This window comes from Pedobacter nyackensis, from assembly GCF_900176505.1.
In the GTDB taxonomy this organism is placed as follows: domain Bacteria; phylum Bacteroidota; class Bacteroidia; order Sphingobacteriales; family Sphingobacteriaceae; genus Pedobacter; species Pedobacter nyackensis.
The window spans coordinates 63,391-88,345 of record NZ_FWYB01000010.1 but is presented as its reverse complement, the minus strand read 5'-3'; the positions used below and the strand labels follow the sequence as shown (position 1 = coordinate 88,345).

The window sequence follows — 24,955 nt, the reverse complement described above, 5'->3', positions numbered from 1 at the left end:
TTTGTCTTTTAAGTAAAACAAGAATGTTATATTAAAATTAATTCGTTTTCCAGTTTGGATTTTGTTTAAGGTTTGTATTTAGCAATAAATCCTGTATTGGAATAGGAAATAAATAAGCCTTACTTTCATCAAACTTGCGTCCATTAGGTAATGTTTTAAAATAAGGTATAATATAGCCGTCAGCGCTTAGATATACATCTTTATTGATTACAACTTTAGGGAATCGAGATTGAACAAATTTGATCCCTTCGATAGGTACATCGATTAACTTTCCTGCCTTCCATCTCATTAAATCATCCCAACGCGTGTTTTCGAAGGCCATCTCAATGCGTCTTTCTCTACGAATTTCTCTTAACAAAGGATTAATTGTACCTCCAACATAAGTCCGATAGATTGCATCAAGACGTGGATCTGCAGGTTCACTTCCAACAATTAAGTGAGCCATCCCTACACGGTCACGTAACTTGTTGATTGTTTTATCGATTACAGATTGATCAGCTTGTCCCAGTTCATATTTGGCTTCAGCATAATTTAACAGTATTTCGGCAAAGCGGAATACCGGAGCAGCTTGTTGCCCGTTGGTAACACGATTCCAATCGGCCGGGTTATTATAAAACCATTTTGCTACACGATATCCTGTAGGGCATTTATTCCCATTCATTCCGGGAAGATTTGGTGTAGGTGCGTTCTCAGATCCCATTATGGTTGAACTGGACAATTGGTATGTTCCAAAATTGGCAATGGTTTGTGTTAAACGTGGGTCGCGGTTTTGCATTTCAGATTGAATTGATCCTTTGCCCTGAAATAAAGGACTTGTTGAAATGCTTAATCCATCTGAGCATAAATAGTCATCCACCAAACTACGGGTAGCGCCAAATTGATGTCTCTGATTTTGAGTGAAATACCGACTAAATGCGGCGCCATAATTCAGACTTCCATCATACTGTCTCCACAAAATAATCTCAGTATTCGCATTATACGTTTCCGTAGCAAAAAGGCTGTTATAAACGGTATTACGATCACCTTGTACAAGCTGATACTTACTCAACAAAGCTTCCGAAGCCTGAACCGCATAGTTTAAGAATTTGCTACCGTCTAATCCTAACGCTGTGTGATACTTTCTGTAAGTTCCTTCATACAATCCAATTCTGGATTTCAAGAACAAGGCCATATCCTTATTTAGACGATTATTTGCTTCAGTTCCTTTTGCGGGTAAATATTCGATAGCCCGGTCAAGAATCATGATTACAGAATCCAGTACCTGCGCCCTGGGCGTTCTAGGCGCATACAGTTCAGGCGAGTTGGTTTGCAGACTATGTTCTAACCAGGGTACATCTCCAAATAATTTCACTTTATCGAAGTAATCCCATGCTTTGAAGAAGTACACTTCGCCGAGATAAGGTTTTACGATATCATTTGAAAGGTTTCCTCTTTTATAATTATCTAAAAAATAATTCAGACTTCTTATTCCTTCAAATTTCCATCCTCCTAAGTCATTTGCGCCAGAAAGATAAGCGATGTACTCATCGGTACCAACTTTAGAATAGCCGTTTGGTGCAGCATTGTCTGTGATCAGATCACCATAAACCAGTGTACTCACATTTACGCCATAAGGTTGCATAGTTCCATCGGCATTTCCGCTGCCGAAACCAACAACATAAGTAGGATAAAAACTATTGACATATAGTTTTAAGTCATTTTCTGTTTTCCAGAAATTTAAATCGGTAATCTTATCCAGCGGGAAGCGATCCAGTCCATCCTTTTTACAACCAAAGAAGGCTAAACAAGATGTTACTGCTAGCATAAAAAATTTTATATTCCTTTTCATCTTTATATAATTTGATTTTAATTGCTGCAATAGCGATTAAAAGATTTATCAATAATTTGCCTTAAAATGTAGCCTGTATACCGAATGCAAATGATCTGATAATAGGGTAATTCATACCCACCAATTCAGGGTCAAATGTTTTCGGTACACTTTTAACCTCAAATAGATTATAAGCCGAGGCCGAAATTCTTATTTTCTGAAGCTTAACCTTATCGGTTAGTGTTTTGGGTAGACTATAACCAATAGCCAGGTTCTTCATACGTAAATAAGCCCCATTTGCCAGATATCTGCTTTGTGTTACCCTATTTCTGGCCGCATTTTTATAGGCCGGATAAAAGGCATCCCTACGCTCTGGTGTCCATGAGTTGTTATAGGTTTCCCAGGTACCCGTTGAACCGGCTCCCCAATACAAGTTATTGTTTATCCATAAATCGCGTTTCCCAACACCCTGCATAAAAATATTCAGATCGAAGTTCTTAAAGCTGAAGTTTGAATTTAAACCAAATTGATATCTAGGCGTATTGTTTCCAATGATTTTTCTATCGCCTGAATTCCCCACAGTACTGTTACCGGGAGTAATCTCATTGTTGCCATCAAGGTCTTTATACCTAACATCTCCCGGAAACCAAAGACCAGACGATATCAGCTTTTGAGTTGGTGCGCTGTTGATTTCATCCTGTGACTGGAAAATACCAAAAGTTTCATATCCCCATATCTCCCCCATCTTTTGACCTTCATACAATAGTGCATCACTAATTATTTTAGTCGGATTATTGGCAAATTTCACAACTTCAGATTGGGCATCACTAAGTGTAGCTGCAAAATCGTAATTCAATCCATAGCTTGTGTTGTTTTTATATTTCACACCCAATTCCCAGCCTTTAGTATCCATAGTCCCGGAATTAACCTGAGGAGAAGCTGCCCCAAGTACAGAAGGATATTTCAATCCATCAATTAATATATCACTGGTTCTTCTTCTATACCAGTCAAAATTAATTTCAAAGTGATTAAAAGCAGTTAAATCAAATCCAAAATCAATCGTTGTTGCCGTTTCCCAGGTGAAGTTAGGATCTACCAATCCTGGAGGAGTAATCCCTACAGGTCGTATTCCGCTCATCAAATAACTAATTTGAGCACTTGTACCATATTGTAAGATATATGGATAATATCCGCTTACATTCTGATTACCCAAACTTCCATAAGATGCTCTTAATTTGAAATCGTTGATATAAGGTTTTATACTTTTTGCAAAAGACTCTTCCGTTACGCGCCATCCCGCTGACACAGATGGGAAGAACTTAAATCTCCGGTCGGCCTGGAATCTGGAAGTACCATCCGATCGGCCATTGGATTCAAGTAAATACTTACCCTCATAATTGTAGGTAAAACGATAAAACAGCCCCTGAACTGCCCAATGATTTTCATTATCACCCACTGTCATAACTCCTTGAGCTTGCCCCAATGTAGGCACATTCGGATTCATAGCAGTACGTGTAGCTGTTGCATCCTGTTCGGTATACCACTCTTTATTGAAACCAACCAAACCGTGGAAGTTGTGCTTTCCGGCAACTGTTTTGGCATAATCGGTGTACACATTTATGGTGTATTTATTGGAGTTGAAGTTATACCTTTCGACATACCCCGGATCAGTTTGTGTTGAAGTAGCAGAACCAACAACCGTCTCCATCCGCTGCATGTAGGGTAAAATCGTTTTTTTAATACTACCATTTGACAAGTACGAGATATCTCCTTTTAAAGCCCATTCTTTTGTGAAATTAACGGTGGGCGACGCCGCTAACAAAATATTTGAATTGTTTTCATCAACAGACGACCCGTAATCCATAAAAGAAAGGATGTTATCTGTATATTTTTGTGGAACATGTAAAGATGCAGGAACCAGCATGGGCATATTCACATTCCGTCCGGGTTCCTGAGACATGGCTACCCACCAACCTCCTTTACCCGCAGGACTAACTGGCTCGATATAAGTAGAATTGTTATAAGCCGTTTTAAAATCCATTTTAAACCAATCATTAACTTTGGACGATACATTTAACAATGCATTATATCGCTTCAGATTATCGGTATTGATTTTATACAATCCATCCTGATCCTGGTAACCAAATGAACCATAAAAGGATGTATTTTCACTTCCACCGGATAAGGATAGGTTATGTTTTTGCATTGGTGAAGATTGGAGTAAAGCCTCTTTATATGGATTTACATTTCCTCTCCAAATGATATTTTTTTGAGTGGCATCGGTAAAATAATAAGGTTCATTATTTATCGGATCATCCATGTATTCCTTGATCTTTTCAAGCTTCGCTATCTCGTTTGATACAGAACCATTCTCCATTTGTAAGCCTTTAACAATTGCATCCTGAATGGTATAAGCGTCCAATATATCCGGAATAGCCGTTGGCGAACTCAACTGAAAAGAATTGGAATAGGTAACTTTTGTCCTTCCGCCTTTGCCTGACTTAGTTTTAATCAAAACTACCCCAAAGGCTCCCCGCGCACCATAGATAGCAGCAGAAGCAGCATCCTTCAATACAGTTACGGATTCAATGTCATCAGGATTAAGCATATTAGGGTCCATTTCAACTCCATCTACCAATAAAAAAGGAGATCCATTTGAAAATTTGATTTTATTCCCATCATTTGCATCCTTACTAAAAGAAGTTGCACCCCTTAAGTTATAAGTAGCACCAGTTTTTGGATTTCCATTGGCAATATTTACATTGAAATTGGGTATTAGTCCCTGCAAAGCTTGTCCAAGATTTGTAGTTGGCCTATTTTCCAGCATTTTTGAATCAATCTGACTAACGGCACCGGTTAAATTTGCTTTCTTTTGTGTACCATATCCCACAACGACCACCTCTTCCAGCGCTTTTTTATCACTCTCTAATATAATAATCAGGTTATTTCCTTTTAATGCTACCTCTTTCTGTAGATAGCCTATGCTACTTACAACTAGTATAGCGTCAGGACTTTTAACGGTAATAGAAAATTGTCCCATAGCGTTGGTGCTGGTTCCATTTTTAGTACCTTTTTCTAGAATGCTAACTCCGGGAAGCGGGAGTCCGTCAGCATCTCTAACAATGCCTTTTACAGTTTCCTGTAATACTGAATTTAATTCTCCGGTTGTTTTTAATAAAACAGCGTTCGCTAAAACCTTACCCGGTAAAAGGCCAAGCAACGGAATCAAAATCAACAATTTGAGAGGCGATTTTAAACGACACAGCTTTTCAGGCACTTTTTGTTTCATATAATTCAGGTTTAGTTTTAAATTTTGGGTTACAGCAGATGCTGTACTGTTTTTGCAATAATAAAATTGGCGGTTACCCCTATTGCTCAAACTTCTCAAATGCGTGTCACTAAAAATGACATGCATTTGTTTTTCAAAACTGAATCATTATTTGATTAAAAAAGATGAAAATTCTAAAGAAAAGGGTAGAAAAATCATAAAAAAGCCCCATTTAAGGAGCTAAAAAAGCATATCAATGAAAGCTGAGTTTATAGCCCGGTATCAAAACGTTTAATTCCGGCACCTATTTTTACTGGCTCGGGGCTTCTGGCAGGGTAAAATGGATTGTAATAATACAATCCCGCTTCCTGAAATAGCTTTAAATGCCCCTTTAGTCGCTCCATATAGCCTTGGTAATCCCGGTCTTCTTTCGCTGTCCAGCCCACTTCGGCAAGTGCAGTGATTCTTGGGAACAATAAAAAATCCAGTCGCTGTTCATTTTGTACGGTTTCTGTCCACAAATCAGCTTGCACTCCCAAGATCAAATCCTTTTGAGCAGACACGTTCATATACTGATCCACAGAAAAATTATATACATTTTGCAGGGAGTTGTACAATTTATTCCATTTACGGCCATTGGTATGTGTGCTGTCCTGAACAAAGTCAAAGTAAAACGGAAGACGCGGACATAAAACCGTTTTAAACCCTTTTTTTAAGGCCAGCTCTAACACGTCCGGCCTATCCTGCCGCCACCAATAAATAATGGTCTTATCAACCGGCAAATCGACCTCTGCCATTTCATCCCACAACAGCAACTTCGCGTTCCTCATATAGACAGAATCGGCCATGCGCTTCATAAAATACCTTTCAACGGTCTTCACATCTTTCAGACCATGGCTTGCCATCAGGCGTTGTATGTCAGGATTAGTAGGCCATTTTTGATTGCCATAGCTCACTTCATCTCCACCAAGGTGAATCATTTGGGCTGGGAATAGGGCATTTGTTTCGCGAAGAATATTAGAAAGATAGGTATAGGTTTCTTCCTTTCCGGGATTAAAGGTAAACTCGGGATGTCCCGGCGCACCACCACCTGAAAACTCAGGATAGGCTTTGTTCGCGGCAGTTGCATGTCCCGGCATATCTATTTCCGGAATTACGGTAATAAATCTTTGTGCTGCGTAACTTACAATTTCTTTGATCTGTTCCTGCGTATAATATTGGGCTGGCAATGTTTCATTGAGGTAATCTCCAATCCCACCTACTAATGCTAGTTTGGGGTATTTTTTTAATCTCTATACGCCATGCAGGTTCATCGGTAAGGTGCCAGTGAAAGCGGTTTAACTTATAAAAAGCCATCCAGTCTAACACCGACTTTACCTTTTCTACACAAAAAAAATGTCGGGACTCATCCAACATGATACCCCGCCATTCATATAAAGGTTTATCTGCTACGTTCCAGCCTGGAAGTTTAAGAATACCCAGGACGCTCTTGCTTTGTCTTACAATTTGCAATAAAGATACTGCTCCATAAAATGCCCCGGCTTCGTCACCTGCTGTAATGACCACTCCTTTAGCACTGATATCTAAAACATATCCAGATGGCATTTTCTTTGAAGAAAGCTTCAACTCAATACCGGGTATTTTGGTCGTCGTTTGTTGCAAACTCAAGGGAAGTCCCCTAGTCTTTAGTACTTCCTGTATTAAATAATGAGCTATTGGCTTCAGTACTTCTGCTCTGGGAATTACCGGAGTATTTGCATTTAGATTAAACTGTTCATTTAATTTTTTTACTTGTGCCGGCCTCGGAATTATCGGGCAGACTTCCTGTGCAAATGCGTACTGAAATCCACCGATTAACAAAAAGCATGCTGCGCTTAGGACGTATTTTATTCTATTCATGTAGTTCTTTAATGGACTATAGTTTCTTTTTCACCCTCTGCAACTTATCCAACATCATTAGTCCAAGTATTAGCAGTCCATCGAGGACTGCTAATACGAGGATATACCATTGATAAGGTTCCATAGGTTTATTGTATATCTGAAGATTTCATGGTTCTAATCTTGTTATTAGCGGACGCCCCACCATCACCATCAGCGATGTAGAAAATGCCGCTATATGAATCGTATGCGATACCAACAATACCAGAAAATCTTGCTGTGCTGGCTGCACCATCAATGTACCCCCGAGTTGTACTGGTGGTAAGTTTGGTAAAACTTGAAGCATTTCCGGGAAGCTCAGTTTGCATCTTTGATATGTAAAAACCTGCGGTATTAGAGATAAAAATTTGATTGGCAGGGCTCACATACAAACCTCTCGGCTGTGACGTGTTGGCTTTTGCACTTCCTAAAACAACTACAGAATTGTCAGACAACTGAACTTTACTGATCCCTGTCCCTGTCCAACTTGAAACATATACGGAATTCCCATCAGCACTTAACTTTACTCCCCAGGGGAAATTAAACCTTGCAGCATCCCCAACGCCTGCAGTAATACCCGCTACAGGAGTTGTTGCTGTAGAACCAGCAATTAGTGTGACTTCATTGTTTACTAAATTTATTTTTCTTACACGATGTCCAGCCCATTCTGCTACGTACAAACAGTTGCGAGCCTCATCATAACACAGTCCTGACGGTCGACTAAATTGAGCCTGCGTCCCAATGGCATCTTTATAACCAGCAGTTCCACTACCTGCAATAGTGCTCACAGTGGCTTTATATAATGCATCAATCGTGATCTTACGAACTTTGTGTGACCCTGTTGCAGCAGTATTATCAACAGTATAAAGGTTTCCTTCTTTATCAATGGTAAGCCCCCATGGGCCATAAAACTGTGCAACAGCTCCATCACCATTTGTAGAACCAGCAGTTCCTGTTCCGGCAAGTACAGTTGTATTTCCGAATCTATCTACACGAAGAATCCTGTTACCGCTTCCTTCACTGATGTAACGATTCCCTAATTTATCAATTACAACATCCTGTGGCGCATTTACATTTAAATTATTATTTAAAGCCAATGTACCTACCTGAAGATTGGTTAGCACCGGTTCCGGATACTTAGCAGGGCGCAAGTCAAGGGCAAAATCTATCGCTTTCAGTGTAAACCCAACGTTGGCAAATGTGATCGTTTTATCCATAAACCGATCATCTCCTGTTACAACAAACTTAAACTCATCTCCTAACGGGATACTCATCGTTAATTTACCATTCGCGGCTATAGCGCTTGTTAGAAAATCAGTAAATGTAGTCTGACCTTTTTTCCTGAAACTTACTTTAACATTGGTGCCAAAAGCAGCTCTTTTATTGTTTATACCATAAACGTCATTAAATACACTCAATTCAACCGGAACAAGCGGATTTAGAAGTTTAGACGATAAAGTTATTTTCCTGTTTTTCTCATAAGCCAAACGGGTAATGTAAGAATCCGGCAGATAATACAAATCATCATTTGTTTTCACCATCACCTCACCAGAATAAGGAGCATTCAGGACAACCTTGCCATCGTTATCGGTAGATCCTACCAGGTTAATATCTTTAAAATCAGCCTCGCCAGTCAACTTTAATAGTACTACGATCTCCGCATTTGCCAATGGATTCTGATTATCTTTATCTAATAATGTTACCTCCAGTGGAACAGTTAATGGTTTCAGTTCAGTTTTTAAGGCAACGGCCTCTCCCCTTACATTTTTCAGATTAGTTACTACGGTGTCCGGGAAATACCTGATCGTATCGGCAACTGCTACCCTCACCTCGTTTGGATAAGGTAATGAAACCATCAGCTTGCCTGCTGCGTCTGCATTTTCCGGTCCTGTAGAAAGCCATTCTGTCGTTTTCGGTGCGCGACTACTGATTGAAAGTTCTAAACCAGGAATTGACAAATCTGTCGTGCTATTATTCACAGAAATACTTAAAGGAGCCATCCCATACTTTGGCGTAGTGTGCAGCATAACATTACCACCATTTTCAGTCGCAAACTCAAGCATTTGCTCTCCTTTATGATAGTACGTAGTATCTACTTCTATTTTTAGATAATTTGGATAAGGAAGCATATATCCGTTGATCTGTCCTTTTTCATTAGTACGGATGGTATCAACTTGTACATAATCATCCTTTGGAGAGGTTTTCCGACTAATGATCACCTTCACTCCTACAACAGGCAACTGATCATCGTCATTAACCACAGTTATGTTTAGAGGTGCTTTTAGCACCGGCTGTTCCTGAAAGGCATCCGTAGTTAGCTTTTTGCAGGCCATAAATGCGACCAACAAAATGACCACCTGAACCCCATAGTAAATATATCTTTTCATACTGGTTTGTTTTGGTTTATAATGGCTGCAAACGTTTTGCATTTGCAGCCAGCGGTTATTTTTTTGCTATTTGATGAATTCAGATTCGAAGCTGGAAAGGAAAACCTTACCATCAAGCTTCCAGCGATCTTCAATAGTCACACCATACCAATAATACAGCTGTGCGGCTATATCGGTATTTCTTAATGCGAATTGTCCGGGAAGAATAGGCACAGCTGTACCACAAGTTGGTTTTTCAAGAAAATCCCAAATGTAATTACCGGTTAATTCCATGTCTTTACCTTCGGCCAGGGGACTATAATTTTTAAAATGAGATAACCCATCATTACATGGCCAGTAACCAATTAAATTTGTATAGTAGGGATCAGAAGGATTTACCCCGTCAGCACATGCATCTTCCAGAATTTTGCTTTCCGGCAAAGCGGTATTCCAGATACGGATGTTTGAAACGGTTTGGTTGCTGTTATTACCAAAGCCACTTTTCCAGCCTGCAAATAGATCAGCAGGAGTAGTAATATCCTCACCTGTAATCTCCAATGGGGCAGAAGCTTTTACACCGTCCTGAAATATCACCATGAAACGTTTGCTTCCTTCCATGTAAACCCTTGCCGCTAATGTATACCATTTGTTCACCACCATTGCAGGAACAGCTCTGAGGTCGGCCGAGTTTACCGTCTTTGCTGAGCCTCCTGTAGCTCTTCTAATTGCAAATCTCCAGGTACCATTAGAACCATTGTGTATAAACCACCATCCCGGGTTAGTGTTGGCAGGGCTATTGGATTTAAAGAAAATAGTAGAATTTTGGGTTCCAAAAGCCTGAATTCTCAACCTAAATTCCAAAGTATATCCTCCGGTCAATCCGAGATCATAAATAGATGCATTCGATCCCGCAAGTTTAGCTGTTATTGCGCCCTCAGTAAACTTCACACCATCCAAAGCTACCGGGGGGATGATTTCGTTCGTCTTAAAGCTTGGATTATAATACAAAGTCAATACATTTCTTTCCCGTTCACGGTTAGCGATTTCGCCAAAGCTTTTACCCGTTCCACCATGTGTAGAAGTTACTATAACAAGCCATTCTTCGTCGTTATATGTTTTTCTGCCCTTGATGACATCAAGTAATTCGCCAATGTATCCGTCTGTTTTTAATATAGCATCTTTATATTCAGGAACATTTGCCGAAAAGCCGAAGCTTTGGCCGACTTTGTTTACTTCATTGAAGTTAACAATTACAAGGTCGTCGCTTATCGACTTCAGCTTAACGATTGCAGTATCTTTTGCGGCAAGATCATTTGTTACAGCAATAGACTGGTCTGCATAGATCAACAGTTTGTCATCCAACTGGGGCCACGGTGTAATGGCGGAAGTACGACGGATTTTCCCTGAAGCCTGTAACCTTTCAATGAGGGTTGGCCAGGCCGTGGCGGCATCGTGTTCATGACCATCATCACCAGGCGGCACATCAAATGAATCGTCAACGATTCCATGCTTACCTACGCCAACTCCTGTCATGATGTTTTTCCAGTTTCCGGCATCACTAGGAATAAAATCGGCAAGGGCATTCCAGCTGTACTTGCTGTTGGCTAACATCGCTGTCAGTTTTGGCGGAGCAACTGTTTTAACCTCAACACCTGTAGCACCATCAATTACTACTAGCAAGACTTTTCTCCTCTTTTTCGAAGCGTCCTGCTGTTCTTCATTTACGTAAGGTGGGTCGAAATACCTTTTACAACCTTGCAGACAGAACAAGACTACTACCATAGCAATGGTAGCCGCAGCTAATGTGTTAAATCTATTGGTAGAATTCTTTATATGTTTCATCACTATGAATTTATATATACGTTTATTTACTTGGATCGAACAACCATACCTGCTCAGTTAATAATGGGAATTGTGCAGCAATCTTATTCTTTGAAACACTACTTACATACAAGCCCCACTGCTTCATAAAAGGTTCCATGTCCTTTTTAGTCCATTCGGAAAGTCGCTCGTAGAAGAAATCCTTTTTGTCCTGATCGTTACCTGCCCCAAATCTTGCCATACGAGCTTCGGTACAGAGATAAGTCATAAAATCGTATCCGTATTTTTCAAAAACCTGGATAAACAATCCCATACGGGCGTCATTACTCGCACTACTGAACAACTTTGTATTTCCGGTATTCGCTGTTGAGGCAAAAGCGATTGCTGCAGGCATAGCACGATAAAGGTTACTGTGCTTATATCCATGTCGGTTCGTAATCTTTAAAGAGAATAAGTTATTCGAAACTTCTCCTAAATCCGACCAACTCCAGGTTGAGCCCATTTGCATATTATGCCCGATTTCGTGATAAGTACCCCAGTTAGAGCCAACCACAAGGCTCTGTGTAACGGCTTGGTTAAAGTAATTTTCGTTCGCTGTGGCGACTACAGGATAGCCGGAATGCTGTGCTCCAACACTTGGTTGAATATCATGAACAATCCTCCAGGGAAGTGTAGGATTTCTGTTTCGTACATCCGTAGTTGTTTCAGACAGTCCATACCATTCCCAGTAACTGTGTAGAATTTCTTCATCCCAGGCCGTCATTAAAGCTGTTGGACTTTCTATTGGGTATTTAGCCAATTTACTTGTAGGAAGGGTAAAGATCATTCGTTTGCTTCGCAGTTCAAACCAGGGAACTTTTGTTTTCGCAATCATCTCCTTCCATTCTGCATCAGTCGTTTCACCCAATACAAAATCAGGTGATTTAACTGCGCCACTAAAAAACAAATCAACCTTACGCCCAAGAGATCTGTCGGGAATAATAAAAATTGTGCCTCCAAACAAGTTCCGGACATAATTTGTGCCGGGGAACAACTGAACTCTTGTAAAGATTATAGGTGCACGCTGTAAAGGTGACATGCCTGTAAGATTATCATCCTGCGCGCCTACCTGTACAGAAAGGCCATAAGTATCTGCTGGTACTTTTATGGTGATCAGTTCTCCGGGAGCCGCATACAGTCCAGTGCTAAACCAACCTCCTGGTGCAACACTGATTCTGAGGTTACTGGATCTTACCTGTACATAATCAAGATCTAATGTTACTTTATAATCCTTAAGTCTGGGTTCTTCAATGCCCACCATGCCGGGAAAAACCCTGGCTGCATTAAACTGTGACTTATCAACTTTAGACAAAGAGGTGTCTAGTACCAGATCAAAGGTATCTTTAGGATGGTTTCCGTCGGTGGTTCCATCGGGATACATTACACCGTAATTTTTTGTGCAGCCCATTACCAGGGCAATCATGGCTAAAGCAATTGTGCTGTTAACTATCTTTTTCATTGTTGCTCAGGTTTTAAGGATTAATATTTCTATAGGTTGGCACCCAGGTTTTACCGTCAAGGTTCAAGCCCAGAGATTGTATACCCATCCATCCAAATATGAAATTGGGAATGTCAACTCCATTTGGCATCCGCGTATAAATATCATCCGGAAGATCTGAGCAAAGGTTTTCACTCAGTTCATTAAAGGCTGTCCATGAGTAAGCTCCGTTAAGTATAAAATTTCTTTTACTCGGACTACGGTCCATCAACTGGTTCCCTATCCCATCCATAGATGGCCAATAGCCAATCAGATTTTTATAATAAATATCATCTGGTTTTACATCTGTTTTACAATAGTTGCTAGCGATATAACTATCAGCCAGCGCCGTATTATAAATCCTGATATCAGTAATGGTAGTTTGTGCCGTTCCACCCCCGAAAGAGGATTTAGAAGTCCCCACATTCAATGCCGCCGTTGCGGAAGTGCCATTGGCAGTCATTGCATTTTGGTTGTTTAAAACACCATTCGTAAATACCTTCATTCTCCTGGAGCCGCCCTCCATATAAAGCTTACCAGTTAAAGTATACCAGGTATCCAGGTCGAGAGCGGTACCCGTAACACTTGAACCGGCCAACTGGAAACGCCAGGAACTATTTGCCGCAGTTAACAAAAAGGACCATCCTGCTGAAGAATTACCCGTATCATCTGCCTTTGCAATGATTGGCGGGTTATTTGTTCCCCTGCTTTTAATTTTAACTTTTACCTGTACCGTATATTCACCGGTAGTACCGAAGTTATAAATGCTGGAGTTTGCAGCATCGATACTACCAAAAATGGTATTGGCATCATAGCTCACTGCCTTCCCTTCATAAGGAACCGCAGCAGCATTTGGCCGGGAGAAAAACTGATAATTAAACCTGGAATTGTATAAAATGGTAAAACTGTTTAGTAAGGGATTGCTAAATAAAGAACCATCATTTTGCGTTGGTGGAATAACAAAATCTCCCCCTTGATTGGAAGCAACTACGATCAGCCAGTTCTCAGCCTCGTAGTTCTTTCTTTGTTTCAACGCTGTTACCATTTCATTGATATAATCAAAAGTCAGATAAATGGCATCACTGTATCCTTTGATCCCCGCGTCGTAACCATACTGCTTACCTGCACGGTCTACGCCGTTAAACTCAGCAAGTACCACACTTGCTTTCTCCTCCTTCAGTTCACTAACAACCGCATTTTTGACTGCTGCATCATCGTTATTAAAACTTAGGTTTACATCCGCATGGCTTACTAGGTTTGTGCTAAATGCAGGAGTTGATGCAAAAGCCGCTGTACGCAGGCTGGCATTTTTCGCTTTAATATATTTAAAGAACATTGGATAATTGGCCAGGTTATTTCCGGAGAAATCGGCCTTGGTTACCTTATGTTTAGCTTTTTTCACACCGGTTAACATATCGGCCCATGTGGTTGCAGGTAATCCGCTTTCATCACTTACCGAACTATAACTCTGAAGCGAATTATCAGTCAGGTCAGGCACTCTGGCAGCACGGGTAGTATTTACACTCGCACCCCTGGCGCCATCTACGATGATATACAGCACTTTTGGCACCCGATATCCGGTCAGACTATCTGGCTTAGCAGAGAGGTCAATTTTATTTTCAAAATCTTTATTGCAAGACACGAAGGTTGTCAGCAGGCATAGTACCAATAAGGGCAAACCCGATACCTGAGTTCTTTTCTTATAAAGCCAATATTTTGTCATTTCGTTATAGGTTAATGTTAACAGATCTTTTGCTACGTTTTGCGATTGGAGTTTAAGGCGCATACACGACTTTTATGATGTTTGGCACCGCACGGTTATCGAACTTAAGGATAAAACCAGCCATGATGAAAGCCGGGAAGCCCTGTGGTGATGTGGTTTCATAGATATCATTTACTATCCCCTGAAAGACACCTGTGGTATTGTAACCGTCGGCAAGCGTTCCGTTAGGATTAAGTACCATAAAGCCCTGTCTGATGACCCCATTGTATTTATTAAAAGAACCCGTAACGATAACCAGTCCGTTAGAAAGCTGTGCAGAGAAACTTATACTCCCGCCTTCCATTGTTCCCATATTAAATGATTCATCAACTGATCCGTCCTTTTTCAACATGACCATGCCGTTCGCAGCCTTACCGTTGAAAGTTTTGAAAGCTCCAGACACCATGTATTTCTGGGTAGTCACATTGAAACGAATAGTTCCAATTGGCCCATCTGCCCCTGACCCCACCTGGAAGGTAGGATCAATCATCCCATTGTTATCTACTCGGGTTATCCGGTTAACGCCAGTTCCCTGAAAACGGGTAAAGCTCCCTACCAGAATTACCTTCCCATCAGGCTCCATAAAAGCATCGTTGATGCTGCCGTTTGGTTTCTCATAGCTGGTTTTGGTTGCAGCGTTGAAGTTATAACTTTCGTCCAGTTTACCATTCGATTCAAGTCGCATCAGCATATCCATTGGGGTATAACCAATAACTTTTCTGTCACGTGTAGAACGCTCGTAGAAGTACTCGCCATAATTGGTAAAGTTGCCGATAAGGATACTTTTGTTATTGTAAACAAATAATTTTCGTACAGACCCTATAACCCTTCCGTTAAATGCAGCTACAGTATCAAAGCTGTTTTTAGGCAGCAATGGGGTAAGATTAACGACTTCTACGATGGTAGTATCTAAAGATCCATTCGAATTTAAGCGAGTGAGCCCTCCGATACTTTTCCTGTTGTTGTAACTCGATAATGACCCTCCGATCATGTACTGACCATTAGTTAAACGGGCAATGGTATTCAAAGAACCATCAGATCCCAGTCCCGAAGCAAATGAAGGCAAATAATCTCCATCAGAGTTGATCAGTACAATGTTATTAATTGGCCTTTTTAAGGAAGCTTTCTTTTCGTAATCATTGAAACTACCCACAAGTATCATATTTCCATTTGCTAAAGGCATAATCTGGCTTATATTCCCATTAGGTCCGATTGCGGGTTTAAACGTTCCATCGTAACCGATTTTGCCGGAAACGGTAAACTGAGGGCCGAAGAAAATCTGTCCATCGACAACAATTGTAAATCCACCTGAGCTTGATCCCTCTGGCAATTTGATTTTGATGGTTTTCCCTGTTACCTCTACCACTTCCGCTTCGGTTTCATTCATATAGCATTTCAGCTTGTCTTTGTAAGGAAGTAACCCCGAGACAGCAAATGTCATTTCTGAGCCTATTGATCCACTTGTAGGTTTAGGTAATTCGTTTAAGAATCTGATGCCAAGTGCCTCTTTTCCTCCAGCATAAGGATCTTCAGCCAGTTGCTCGGACTTTTTGCAGGATGAATAAGCCATGATAAACAGGAGCAATCCTATGAAATACGCTATGTTACTTTTCATCGTTTGATTGTTTTGAGTTTTATTGAACATATTATGATCTCCTGTTAGTTATTTTCCAATACCATTTTCTATAGCCACCGTAATAAAATTATAAGGGTAAAAGCCAAAGAAATGATTGCTGAATCTAATGGAGTGAACAATTCCGTTATTTGGGTTAATATCTGATGAAGATACCTTCGCATTAATCCAGAAAGCCTTTGGAAATGCCAGATCAGGAATATAAGATAACATCAGCTGACGATACCCTCCATACTTAATGGTAGTTCTATTATCAACAGGTCCGTTGACAGCATCATTAAATACTACGCCTATGTTCATTGATTTGCCATTATAAGCCAGATAACCTTGTCCGGAATAGGTATCAAGCGCAGCCGTATCTACCTGATGGTAGTCCTTAAGCCGATTGGTGCCTTTAAAAACATACATAGACAGCATTTCACGCCAGGCTTTAGGCTTAATGTCAGATAAGGTCCTTACTGAATCTCTTCCGGTAAGGTTTAGATAAGTATTTAAGCGATTGATTACCGCTCCAATAGAAGGATCCTGTGGTGCAAAAAAAGTAATCTCTTCCTTGCTGAACACATCTTCCATTCCTGCAAGCCTGATCACCTGGCTTAACGTATCGAATTGAAAGGGTTTTGAATCGAGGTATTGCATTACGGTACCATCAAATTTTGCATTGGTGATACCCGTATCCTCATAATGTTCAAATTTTTTACATCCTATAAGAATGAAGGCAATACATGCGATTAATGTCAGCCCTTTTATAATCATTTTATATTTATACATCTTCTGTGTTTTAAAGGATGAGATCTACTGCCAGTAACTATTTAATGTCATGTAAGGGTTGTTAGTAAGTGCAGAACTACTAATCGGCCAGGTCCATGCTTTGGAAATAAATGCAGAGAATGAAAGTGGACTATAACAATACGTTGGGTTCATAATCTTACGCGTACGGACCAAATCGTAGAAATAGTGTCCTTCGCCCAATAATTCTTTACAACGTTCGTAATAGATAGCATCTTTGATTTTACCTTCCCCTGGGTTTGCAGGGAATGGATCTGCACCTGCACGGTTCCTGATGCGGTTCAATAAAATTTCCGCAGGGCCGTCTTCTCCCAATTCCGCTAAGGCTTCAGCGTGAAGAAGTAATACATCTGCGTAACGAAAGATAATCGGGTTGTCATCATCACCTTGTGTTGGCGCAGCGCGGTTAAAGAACTTATAAATTATTGCTTTTCCCGTCTCATCATAGATATCCGCTACATCAAACCAAACGGTCTTTCTTTTGTCTGCTACGGTTTCCGGAAAAATCCTTTTCATGTAGTCAGATTTGAAAGTAAACTCACTTTGTAAACGATCTGTGGAAGTCAGGAATGGCAAATGCGCAACCCCATTAGAAAATTTGTAGCGGCGATCACCACTTACCTCCCCTGAGTTGTTGTTCAGCTGAATTTCAAAAAGCCCCTCCTGTGAGCGTCCGAACATTACCAGATAGGTTTGTTCGATTGGCAATAAAGTATAAGCACCTTGTTCTGCTTCACCGATATTCTCTATTTCTTTACCCAGGTCATCAACTGCACGGTAATAACTGTTGGTATTTGCCTGATCAAAGCCTGCACACCACATGTTCATATGCATCATCAATGCGATGGCACTACCACGCATTGCTCTTACCGCACGATTTGCAGGATCTTTGTAGGTCCATGGTAAATCATTTTTTACTTTATCCAGATCGGCAATACAATTTTTTAAGACAATAACCATATCAGTTCTTGGAAGTGGATCCTGATTGTAGGCATTGGTAAAATAAGGCACATCGCTGAATAACCTTACCAGGAAAAAATAGGATAGGCAGCGCATAAATACAGCTTCACCTTTATACTGTTTGCGGTTCGCTTCTGAAAACGCAGGATCCTGGATGCGATCTACTTCTTTATACAGAATATTAGCGGCTTGTATCGTTTTATAAAATGGCTTCCAATCAGGAATCAGATCATAACGTGCTCTTGCCTGGTACCATTCCAGACTGGCATTATAATCTGGCCGCGTACGCGTGGCATCTGCAGCAAGCAGCTTTTTCATGTTATTTACAGCCAGATAATCCAAATCATGACGTTTTGGATTTACTGAAGTTGCCTTTCCCGGGCCATTGCGATAATCCCCCATTGCCAGCATAATACTGGACATGGTTGATGCTCTGAATAAGCGGTACACATCTTTTGTGAAATCCTCTGCATCTTTTGATGTTTTCCAGAAGTTATTGCCTGATAAGCTGGTAACCGGCTCCACATTAAGGAACTTTTTACAGCCAGGGTTAGCGGTCAGGATTATTAATAAGGGTAAAATGTATAAGATCTTTCTCATAATATTTTCATTTTAAAACTGAACATTAAGACCAATAGAATAACTGCGTCGGCTTGGATATCCTGCAGAATTGTCCCTGCCCAGATCGGTTACGTTTTCAGGATCCGGGCCAGAATAATTGGTAAAAGTGTAAAGGTTATTTCCAGTGCAGTACACACGCATAGAGGTTACACCAAGACGCGATGCTAGTTTTTTATCAAAAGTATAGGCCAGGGTAAGGGTATTGATCTTTAAGTAAGATCCATCTTCCTGAAACATGGTCTGGTCGTATCTGTATGGTAAAAACAGGGATCCTCCATTAACAAATTCCGAATAGGCCCCATAGCGGAGAAAGCTGTATGGATAAGGATAAGTAGCAACATCACCTGGTTGCTTCCAGTAATTGTACTGCTCTATTGGCACCAGATTATTCTGTGCCGCAGGATTCGCAAAATTCTGGAACCGCTGTGCCAGGGCATTATTTAAAATATCTCTTTTTAAGGTATAGGAAAGATTGATGTTTGCTGAATATGGTCCCCAGGAGAAGAATGAAGAAATACCCCCTGTAATTTGCGGAAATGAGTTACCAGCAATAACAAGATCTCTTTCATCCAGTTTATAATCACCATTTATATCGGCCCAGTAAGGATCACCTCCCTGAAAGAAAACAGTAGTATTACCATTCTTTGTGCTATATCTTTTTCCTGTCGCAGGATCTACAGCCACATCATCTGTGGTGCTGTATACACCCTTTGTATTGTAAAGGACATTGGATAAACTATTACGTCCCAAACGATAAAGAATGGACTGGCCTGTTTCCTTGTCTTTCTGCAAAATCTGACGGACACCATCTGGCAACCCTGTCAGCACGTCTTTATTAATAGCACCATTAAATGAAACCGTCCAGTTATAATTGCTGTTTTTTGCCAATGGTCTTACGGTTAAGCTGAACTCGTAACCATAGTTTACCAGACTCACTTCGTTTGTTTTTATCTTATCAAAACCATTGTGATCGGCCAGTGCTTTTTGTCTGAGCTGATTATCGACCATTTTATAATAGGTATCGAAAGTGATCTGGTATTTACCTTCAAACAAGCCGATATCTAGTCCTGTATTAAATTGAGTTGTTACGGTTGGCGTAAGCGATGTATTCGGAAGATTTTCGAAATTTACACCTATCGCTTGCGAACCATTATAGACTCCGCTAAAGTTATAAGAGCCGAATGCATCAAATACAGTTCCGTTCGGTACGATATTCTTTCCCCAGCTAGTGCGTATGGACCCATAATCCAGCCACTTTGAAGTTACCAGCAGATTTTCCTTATTAAAGTTCCATCTTAAGCCGACAGAGGGATTTTTAGACCATGGTACATCGGGGCCGCTATTAGACACGCCATCCCAACGATAAGAAAAGTCAATTACATATTTTTTATCATAGTTATAAGATACCGAGGTTGCCAATGCGGCAGAACGTGATGCAGAATAATTATCGAGAATACCGCCCCTTGACAGGCTTGGATTAAAACCTAAAGGTCCCTGATACTGATCATTAGGCGTCTGAAGCTGATTGATTGCCCCTGCCTGATAATTACGGATGTACATCTCGTTGAAGGCGAAAACACTCAGGTTATGCTTCTCTTTAAATGTTTCCGTAAAATTGATCATATTACGGTTGTACAATACGCTTCTACGTTCATTAAAATTATAAACAATTGCGGTATTGTTATTCAGAACAGCTGGTTTATAAATATCTGCAGTACCATTGTTATAGTCATAATTAACCACACTAGTCATAGAGAGCGATTTTAGAAACTGGTAGCGTCCCTCAAGATTGGTTTTGATATTTCCTGTTTTGTTATTGTTATCTGTAAGAAATACACCAGTTGCGTCACCCGAACTACTGAATAATGATGGCGGCGGTAATAGCGATGAAGCCGAACTTCCTGAGGCTACCCCCGTTTGCTGCACACCATTCCCACTACCTTTTTTACTGATACCCATGGCACTGGAGACGTTTGCGAACAAACGAAACTTCTCGCTGGGCTGATACAATACGTTCATACCAAGTGAGTATCTTTTTAGTCCCGTATTTTCAATAATCCCCTTTTCATCATAATAACCAACGTTCACTTTGTAGTTAAAATTCTGATCACCTCCGGAAGCGTTGATATTGTGTGTCTGATTTATCGTTGTACGGAAAAACACACGCTGCCAATCGGTTGAGTTATTAAAGAAAGCATTTAAACTGTCTGAAAGGAATGGGTTGTCATCAATTCGCTCTCTTCCCGTAAAAATGGTAGAGTCATTATTCATGATTTGCCATAACCTGCTATCACGCTCTCCTTTTCCCCCGATCACAGACCTCAGTTTAGGAGGAGTATTCACAAAAAGATTGGTTACATACTGAATAATCGGCGTTTTAGATTTCCCTCTTTTTGTGGTGATCAGGATTACACCATATGCCCCTTGCGAGCCATATAGTGACGTTGCCTGCGCATCTTTCAAAAGGGTAACTTCCTCAATATCTTCTGGCGGGATTAATGACAGGGGGCTGATACCCGGACCACCTTGTGAGAAACCGTATTCATAGTTTGAGTTGGCATCAAGTGGTACCCCATCAATTACAAACAATGGAGAAGTTGGGGTAAGGAAAGCGTCGTTACCAGAACCCTGAATATCGATACTAGATAACCCTCTTACAAAGATGGATCCACGAGCACCCGGACTACCACTGTTGTTCTGGATATTTAAACCCGCAATCTTACCTTGCAGAAGCTCCATCACATTGGCAACAGGAACATCCTGCAAGGCTTTACCACTAATTGTTGTAGCAGCTCCTGTTAAAACCTCCTTAGTTTTTGTACTATAACCTACGGTAATCTTCACCACATCAAGATTATTACTTGACTCCTGCATCATTACCCTGAAATCAGATTTTGCGACAGCCTTAATGGTCTGATTAGCAAAACCGATATATCTGAATACCAGTGAAGCGTTTTCAGGCACACTAACCGAAAAGCTACCTCCGTTACCACTGCTAGATATTACCTTTAAGGGCGTGCCCGTTGAAATGGTCACTCCAGGAAGGCCGAGGTTAGTAGATTTTTCTATGACAGTTCCTTTTACGACCACCATCTTTTGGGCGTATGCCGGCATCGTTGTCATACTGCCTACAAGAATGATCATTAATATTTTAAACAAGTGCTTCATAGCCATATTTTGTTTTAGCGTGTTTAGCTTAATTCCTTTTTTATCTCTATGTTTCATCATTCGTTCGCGAATTTTGGGTTATCCCTGGTAAACGAAAAGATGATTTCCCATTCCCCTTTTTCATAGATGTTAAAATTGAAGCTCATATCGGCGGTTTCCTTTATCCCCCCAAAACCAAGGCGGTCATAAGAAAATTTAAGTGTGGCTTCCTTGCCATCAACTGTAGTATAAGCTGTCGGGATCTCAACCAATGGTATTGGATAAGCAACATTGTATTTTACATAAGTACTTGTTTTTTCCATATTGAAACCGTGTACCAATTTATTCCAGGCAGTTAAACTGAACTTTGCGGGATCAATGGTCTGTCCGATACTATCCAGGAAACGGAAGGTTAATGAGCTGCCGGTACCTCCCTGTTTTTTGTTAAAATCTACCTTTACATCAGCAATAGTAAGCGGGTCGCCAGTACGTTGTGCCTTAAAATTATTGATTGAATTTAACCGGATTGGAGCGTTGCTGCTAGCTCCGCTAATGGCATCGATTCTGTTAGGTTCATAAGCGCGTTCTCTATATGCCTGAAGCTTCAGGTTATTAAAATACCTGCGTCCACCGTTGTTGGTCACCTCTACATCGAAAGTATAACCCGAATCAGGAAGTGCTTTAAGTACCCTTGAATTTGAGGCTGACCAGAGGATAAACTCTCCGGAATGTTCCCGGATCTCGAAAAGTGGATGCTGCTCTATCGCTCTTTTACTTTCAATTTCTTCCAGGGAGGTTTCTTTTCCTGTGTATGACTTTTTCCAAACCAGGACATCAAATGGTTTGATGAGCTCAGGTGCAATAACACCATCGCTATTCCTCGGATTAACGATTTTAAATGTTAATGGTTGTGACGAGCTTTGCGCGTCGAAATTATCGCTCATTAATGTTGTACGCCCCATTGTTGGTTTATACAACGTTTGTGTAAAGCGGGCTTCAGTATTGAAGTAATCGCGATCGGTAGGCAACAGTTTTTTACAAGCACCTAGCAATGCGAGTGCAAACAGTATTGGCACTGTTCCTAAAATAATATGTTTTTTGTTGATCATAACTTTGCTAAAAAAACTCTCTGATTATTTATTAAGCCTTCTTGTAAATTCACTAAACCCAAATTCGTGTGATGGGGAAAGCACATGAACAACAGCGTTGTTAGTGAAAATATTTACTGCCTGGGTATTTGTACGCTGCCACTCTACGATATACTGTGATCCTTTTACATCACTGTAAATGATACTTTTTGGGCCACCGTTTACAAAACCATAAGCATTTGCACTTTTGTCCTGTCCGTGCATTTCATAGTGGTATTTTATGGTGTTTAACAATACACCCTCGGTCAGCACCAGACTGTCTGTGGTAAACTTGCCCGAAATAAAATAACGGTTAGCCATTGAGTCCAGCTCTTTTATATTTGCTGTGGCCAGGCCAAGAACCGGTTTGTTTTGCGACTTCCTGACATTATTAAGATTTTGTAATGCCAGCACAAAACTGCGGTTGGTAGGTGCAAAAAGAGTGAATGTAGCAGGTGTACTCAAGGTATCTTTTAACCAGGTAATTCGGTCAACAACTTTAAGCAGGGAATCATAAACTCCGGGCTGCGACTTTAAATAGGCATAAATATCTCCTTCGTAAACATTTACCTCGTTCTCGAAATTATAAGCGCCTTCTTCTTTTTTACAGGCTGAAACGAACAGTACCGCAACAAACAATACTGTAAGGCCTTTAAACAGGTTTAATTTTCTTTTCATAATTTGATTACCTCCAGAATTCATTTTGAACCAATAAAGAATTGCGACTTAATACATCCTCAGCAATTGGCCAGAAAATACCGTTGGAGCTGATGAGTTTATTGAACTCGATATTATTTTTCATAATCCGGTTGTAACGGACCTGATCGTACCAATTCCATCCTTCGCCGATAAGTTCTCGTTTACGTTCCTTGAAAATGGCATCAATTAATCCGCTATTCGGTCCGCTATAACTGGAAAGTCCACGGGCAAGCCTCACATTATCCAGCGCATCAATAGCTGGCCCCACGTTTCCTATTACGGCCATAGACTCCGCATAAAGCAGACTGATTTCTTCCAGGCGGGTGAAAACAATTGCTGAACTAAACAGCCCCAGAGAGCCATCAGTTGAGGCATTACGAATGCATTTGATTTTACTGAATACCGTGCTGGAACTACCAAAATTTGCAAAGAAATCAGTTACGGCACGACCTGTAAGTGGATTGATGGAAAAGCGCTGGTCTTTATCTTCATTGTAGATGGACAAAATCGTTGCATCAGGAACATAAATTTGCGGAACAGGTTTGGTTACCAGCGGGGCGGCAAGAGTTAGATCCTCAATGTGACCAACAATACTAGCTTCACGATCAGTCCATGCAAAAGGAACTCCAAATATCTGTGCTGGATTCTTATCATAAAAAACACCATCAATCTTCGAAATTCCAGCCGTTAGGGTATAACTAGCTCCGGAATTTTGATAATAGGTTAATACAAAATTTGCATAGCCTGATGCGTCAATGTACTTTTCATTCCATGCAGCGATATGCGCCAGAATAGCGTATGCGGATATTTTGGTCAACAATACTCCGCTCCAGTAAGTAGTAACCTGTCCGTAATATAATCCCGGAAAAACAGGATCCAATACAGATCCATATCTAAAAGGGAGATCATTTACCGCTTTTAATAATTCGCTTTCCGCGTAGCCAAGAACTGCTTCTTTTGAACTGCGTGCTTTCTTTTCAAAATTTCCATCTTTGGAAGAAGTAATCAATGGTACATCCCCCCAGATACGGGTCATATAAAAATAGGCGAAAGCACGTAAGGCACGCATTTGTGCAATATCTACCTGATAATTTCTCTCAGTGTATTGTCTGTCATTTTCCAACACCTCATGTGCACGTTCGATGAATATACTTGCACTATTGATAACGGCATAAAACCTACGCCAGTTGCTGAGCGACTGCACTGCCGGGTATGGTGCATTTAAGTTGCCACCGATTATGGCCTTCAGATCAAGTCTTGAAGTAGCTTTAAAATCACCATTTCTAAGTTCTCCATATAACCAATGACCATTATTATCGGCCATAGCTGCGCGAAGCAAGCCATAAGTACCCAGCAATGCCGAACGGGTATCGGTAATTGATTTCCAATGATTTTCCTCATTAACCAGGTGCGACGAAGGAGCATCCAACTGTTTATTACATCCAGACCCTAGTAATCCTATGATCATTACTATTGTAAGGATGCGAAAGGGAATAGTTATTTTAGTAAACATCATATCTTT

The 24,955-nt window shown here is 40.6% G+C and carries 15 protein-coding genes; all 15 read right to left on the bottom strand.

Features of this window, described 5'->3' with window-relative positions; all coding sequences use genetic code 11:
• Positions 1 to 37 precede the first annotated feature (37 nt).
• On the bottom strand, positions 38 to 1,804 hold the full coding sequence (locus B9A18_RS17165; RefSeq protein WP_200816383.1) for a RagB/SusD family nutrient uptake outer membrane protein: 1,767 nt from the start codon (positions 1,802 to 1,804) through the stop codon (positions 38 to 40).
• Between the two features lie 85 nt (positions 1,805 to 1,889).
• A complete protein-coding gene (locus B9A18_RS17160) occupies positions 1,890 to 5,096 on the bottom strand; it encodes a SusC/RagA family TonB-linked outer membrane protein (protein WP_084290869.1) in 3,207 nt (1,068 codons plus the stop codon).
• A gap of 248 nt (positions 5,097 to 5,344) precedes the next feature.
• Positions 5,345 to 6,304, bottom strand: a complete 960-nt coding sequence (locus B9A18_RS25550) for a family 20 glycosylhydrolase (protein WP_262497671.1) — start codon at positions 6,302 to 6,304, stop codon at positions 5,345 to 5,347.
• A 4-nt stretch (positions 6,305 to 6,308) separates the two neighbouring features.
• Entirely contained in the window at positions 6,309 to 6,974 is a 666-nt protein-coding gene (locus B9A18_RS25545; RefSeq protein WP_262497670.1) for a family 20 glycosylhydrolase, read from the bottom strand.
• A gap of 128 nt (positions 6,975 to 7,102) precedes the next feature.
• Entirely contained in the window at positions 7,103 to 9,379 is a 2,277-nt protein-coding gene (locus B9A18_RS17150) for an NHL repeat-containing protein (protein WP_084290775.1), read from the bottom strand.
• A gap of 66 nt (positions 9,380 to 9,445) precedes the next feature.
• A complete protein-coding gene (locus B9A18_RS17145; protein ID WP_084290774.1) occupies positions 9,446 to 11,200 on the bottom strand; it encodes an alkaline phosphatase family protein in 1,755 nt (584 codons plus the stop codon).
• A gap of 22 nt (positions 11,201 to 11,222) precedes the next feature.
• Entirely contained in the window at positions 11,223 to 12,677 is a 1,455-nt protein-coding gene (locus tag B9A18_RS17140; RefSeq protein WP_084290773.1) for a M60 family metallopeptidase, read from the bottom strand.
• Between the two features lie 13 nt (positions 12,678 to 12,690).
• Positions 12,691 to 14,481: a DUF4983 domain-containing protein gene (locus tag B9A18_RS17135; RefSeq protein ID WP_084290772.1), complete on the bottom strand. Its 1,791-nt coding sequence runs from the start codon at positions 14,479 to 14,481 to the stop codon at positions 12,691 to 12,693.
• Positions 14,471 to 16,072: a DUF5008 domain-containing protein gene (locus B9A18_RS17130; RefSeq protein ID WP_159452678.1), complete on the bottom strand. Its 1,602-nt coding sequence runs from the start codon at positions 16,070 to 16,072 to the stop codon at positions 14,471 to 14,473. Before B9A18_RS17130 ends, B9A18_RS17135 begins: the two co-directional genes overlap by 11 nt.
• A 48-nt stretch (positions 16,073 to 16,120) precedes the next feature.
• The gene (locus tag B9A18_RS17125; RefSeq protein ID WP_084290770.1) at positions 16,121 to 16,861 is read right to left on the bottom strand and encodes a fasciclin domain-containing protein; all 741 of its coding nucleotides are present in this window, start codon (positions 16,859 to 16,861) and stop codon (positions 16,121 to 16,123) included.
• 24 nt (positions 16,862 to 16,885) lie between these two features.
• Positions 16,886 to 18,439 (bottom strand): RagB/SusD family nutrient uptake outer membrane protein, encoded by a 1,554-nt coding sequence (locus B9A18_RS17120; RefSeq protein WP_144009531.1) that lies wholly within the window; start codon positions 18,437 to 18,439, stop codon positions 16,886 to 16,888.
• Between the two features lie 12 nt (positions 18,440 to 18,451).
• On the bottom strand, positions 18,452 to 21,688 hold the full coding sequence (locus B9A18_RS17115) for a SusC/RagA family TonB-linked outer membrane protein (RefSeq protein WP_235005359.1): 3,237 nt from the start codon (positions 21,686 to 21,688) through the stop codon (positions 18,452 to 18,454).
• The gene (locus B9A18_RS17110; RefSeq protein ID WP_084290769.1) at positions 21,685 to 22,716 is read right to left on the bottom strand and encodes a DUF5007 domain-containing protein; all 1,032 of its coding nucleotides are present in this window, start codon (positions 22,714 to 22,716) and stop codon (positions 21,685 to 21,687) included. Before B9A18_RS17110 ends, B9A18_RS17115 begins: the two co-directional genes overlap by 4 nt.
• A gap of 24 nt (positions 22,717 to 22,740) precedes the next feature.
• Positions 22,741 to 23,412: a fasciclin domain-containing protein gene (locus B9A18_RS17105; RefSeq protein ID WP_159452677.1), complete on the bottom strand. Its 672-nt coding sequence runs from the start codon at positions 23,410 to 23,412 to the stop codon at positions 22,741 to 22,743.
• A gap of 7 nt (positions 23,413 to 23,419) precedes the next feature.
• Positions 23,420 to 24,949: a RagB/SusD family nutrient uptake outer membrane protein gene (locus B9A18_RS17100; protein WP_235005358.1), complete on the bottom strand. Its 1,530-nt coding sequence runs from the start codon at positions 24,947 to 24,949 to the stop codon at positions 23,420 to 23,422.
• Positions 24,950 to 24,955 lie beyond the last annotated feature (6 nt).

What these genes read in the sequence shown, in the direction of transcription:
- B9A18_RS17165 (WP_200816383.1), bottom strand. Translation starts at nt 1,804, where the DNA reads ATGCTAGCAGTAACATCTTGTTTAGCCTTCTTTGGTTGTAAAAAGGAT.
- B9A18_RS17160 (WP_084290869.1), bottom strand. Translation starts at nt 5,096, where the DNA reads ATGAAACAAAAAGTGCCTGAAAAGCTGTGTCGTTTAAAATCGCCTCTC.
- B9A18_RS25545 (WP_262497670.1), bottom strand. Translation starts at nt 6,974, where the DNA reads ATGAATAGAATAAAATACGTCCTAAGCGCAGCATGCTTTTTGTTAATC.
- B9A18_RS17150 (WP_084290775.1), bottom strand. Translation starts at nt 9,379, where the DNA reads ATGAAAAGATATATTTACTATGGGGTTCAGGTGGTCATTTTGTTGGTC.
- B9A18_RS17145 (WP_084290774.1), bottom strand. Translation starts at nt 11,200, where the DNA reads ATGAAACATATAAAGAATTCTACCAATAGATTTAACACATTAGCTGCG.
- B9A18_RS17140 (WP_084290773.1), bottom strand. Translation starts at nt 12,677, where the DNA reads ATGAAAAAGATAGTTAACAGCACAATTGCTTTAGCCATGATTGCCCTG.
- B9A18_RS17135 (WP_084290772.1), bottom strand. Translation starts at nt 14,481, where the DNA reads ATGCGCCTTAAACTCCAATCGCAAAACGTAGCAAAAGATCTGTTAACA.
- B9A18_RS17130 (WP_159452678.1), bottom strand. Translation starts at nt 16,072, where the DNA reads ATGAAAAGTAACATAGCGTATTTCATAGGATTGCTCCTGTTTATCATG.
- B9A18_RS17125 (WP_084290770.1), bottom strand. Translation starts at nt 16,861, where the DNA reads ATGTATAAATATAAAATGATTATAAAAGGGCTGACATTAATCGCATGT.
- B9A18_RS17120 (WP_144009531.1), bottom strand. Translation starts at nt 18,439, where the DNA reads ATGAGAAAGATCTTATACATTTTACCCTTATTAATAATCCTGACCGCT.
- B9A18_RS17115 (WP_235005359.1), bottom strand. Translation starts at nt 21,688, where the DNA reads ATGATGAAACATAGAGATAAAAAAGGAATTAAGCTAAACACGCTAAAA.
- B9A18_RS17110 (WP_084290769.1), bottom strand. Translation starts at nt 22,716, where the DNA reads ATGATCAACAAAAAACATATTATTTTAGGAACAGTGCCAATACTGTTT.
- B9A18_RS17105 (WP_159452677.1), bottom strand. Translation starts at nt 23,412, where the DNA reads ATGAAAAGAAAATTAAACCTGTTTAAAGGCCTTACAGTATTGTTTGTT.
- B9A18_RS17100 (WP_235005358.1), bottom strand. Translation starts at nt 24,949, where the DNA reads ATGATGTTTACTAAAATAACTATTCCCTTTCGCATCCTTACAATAGTA.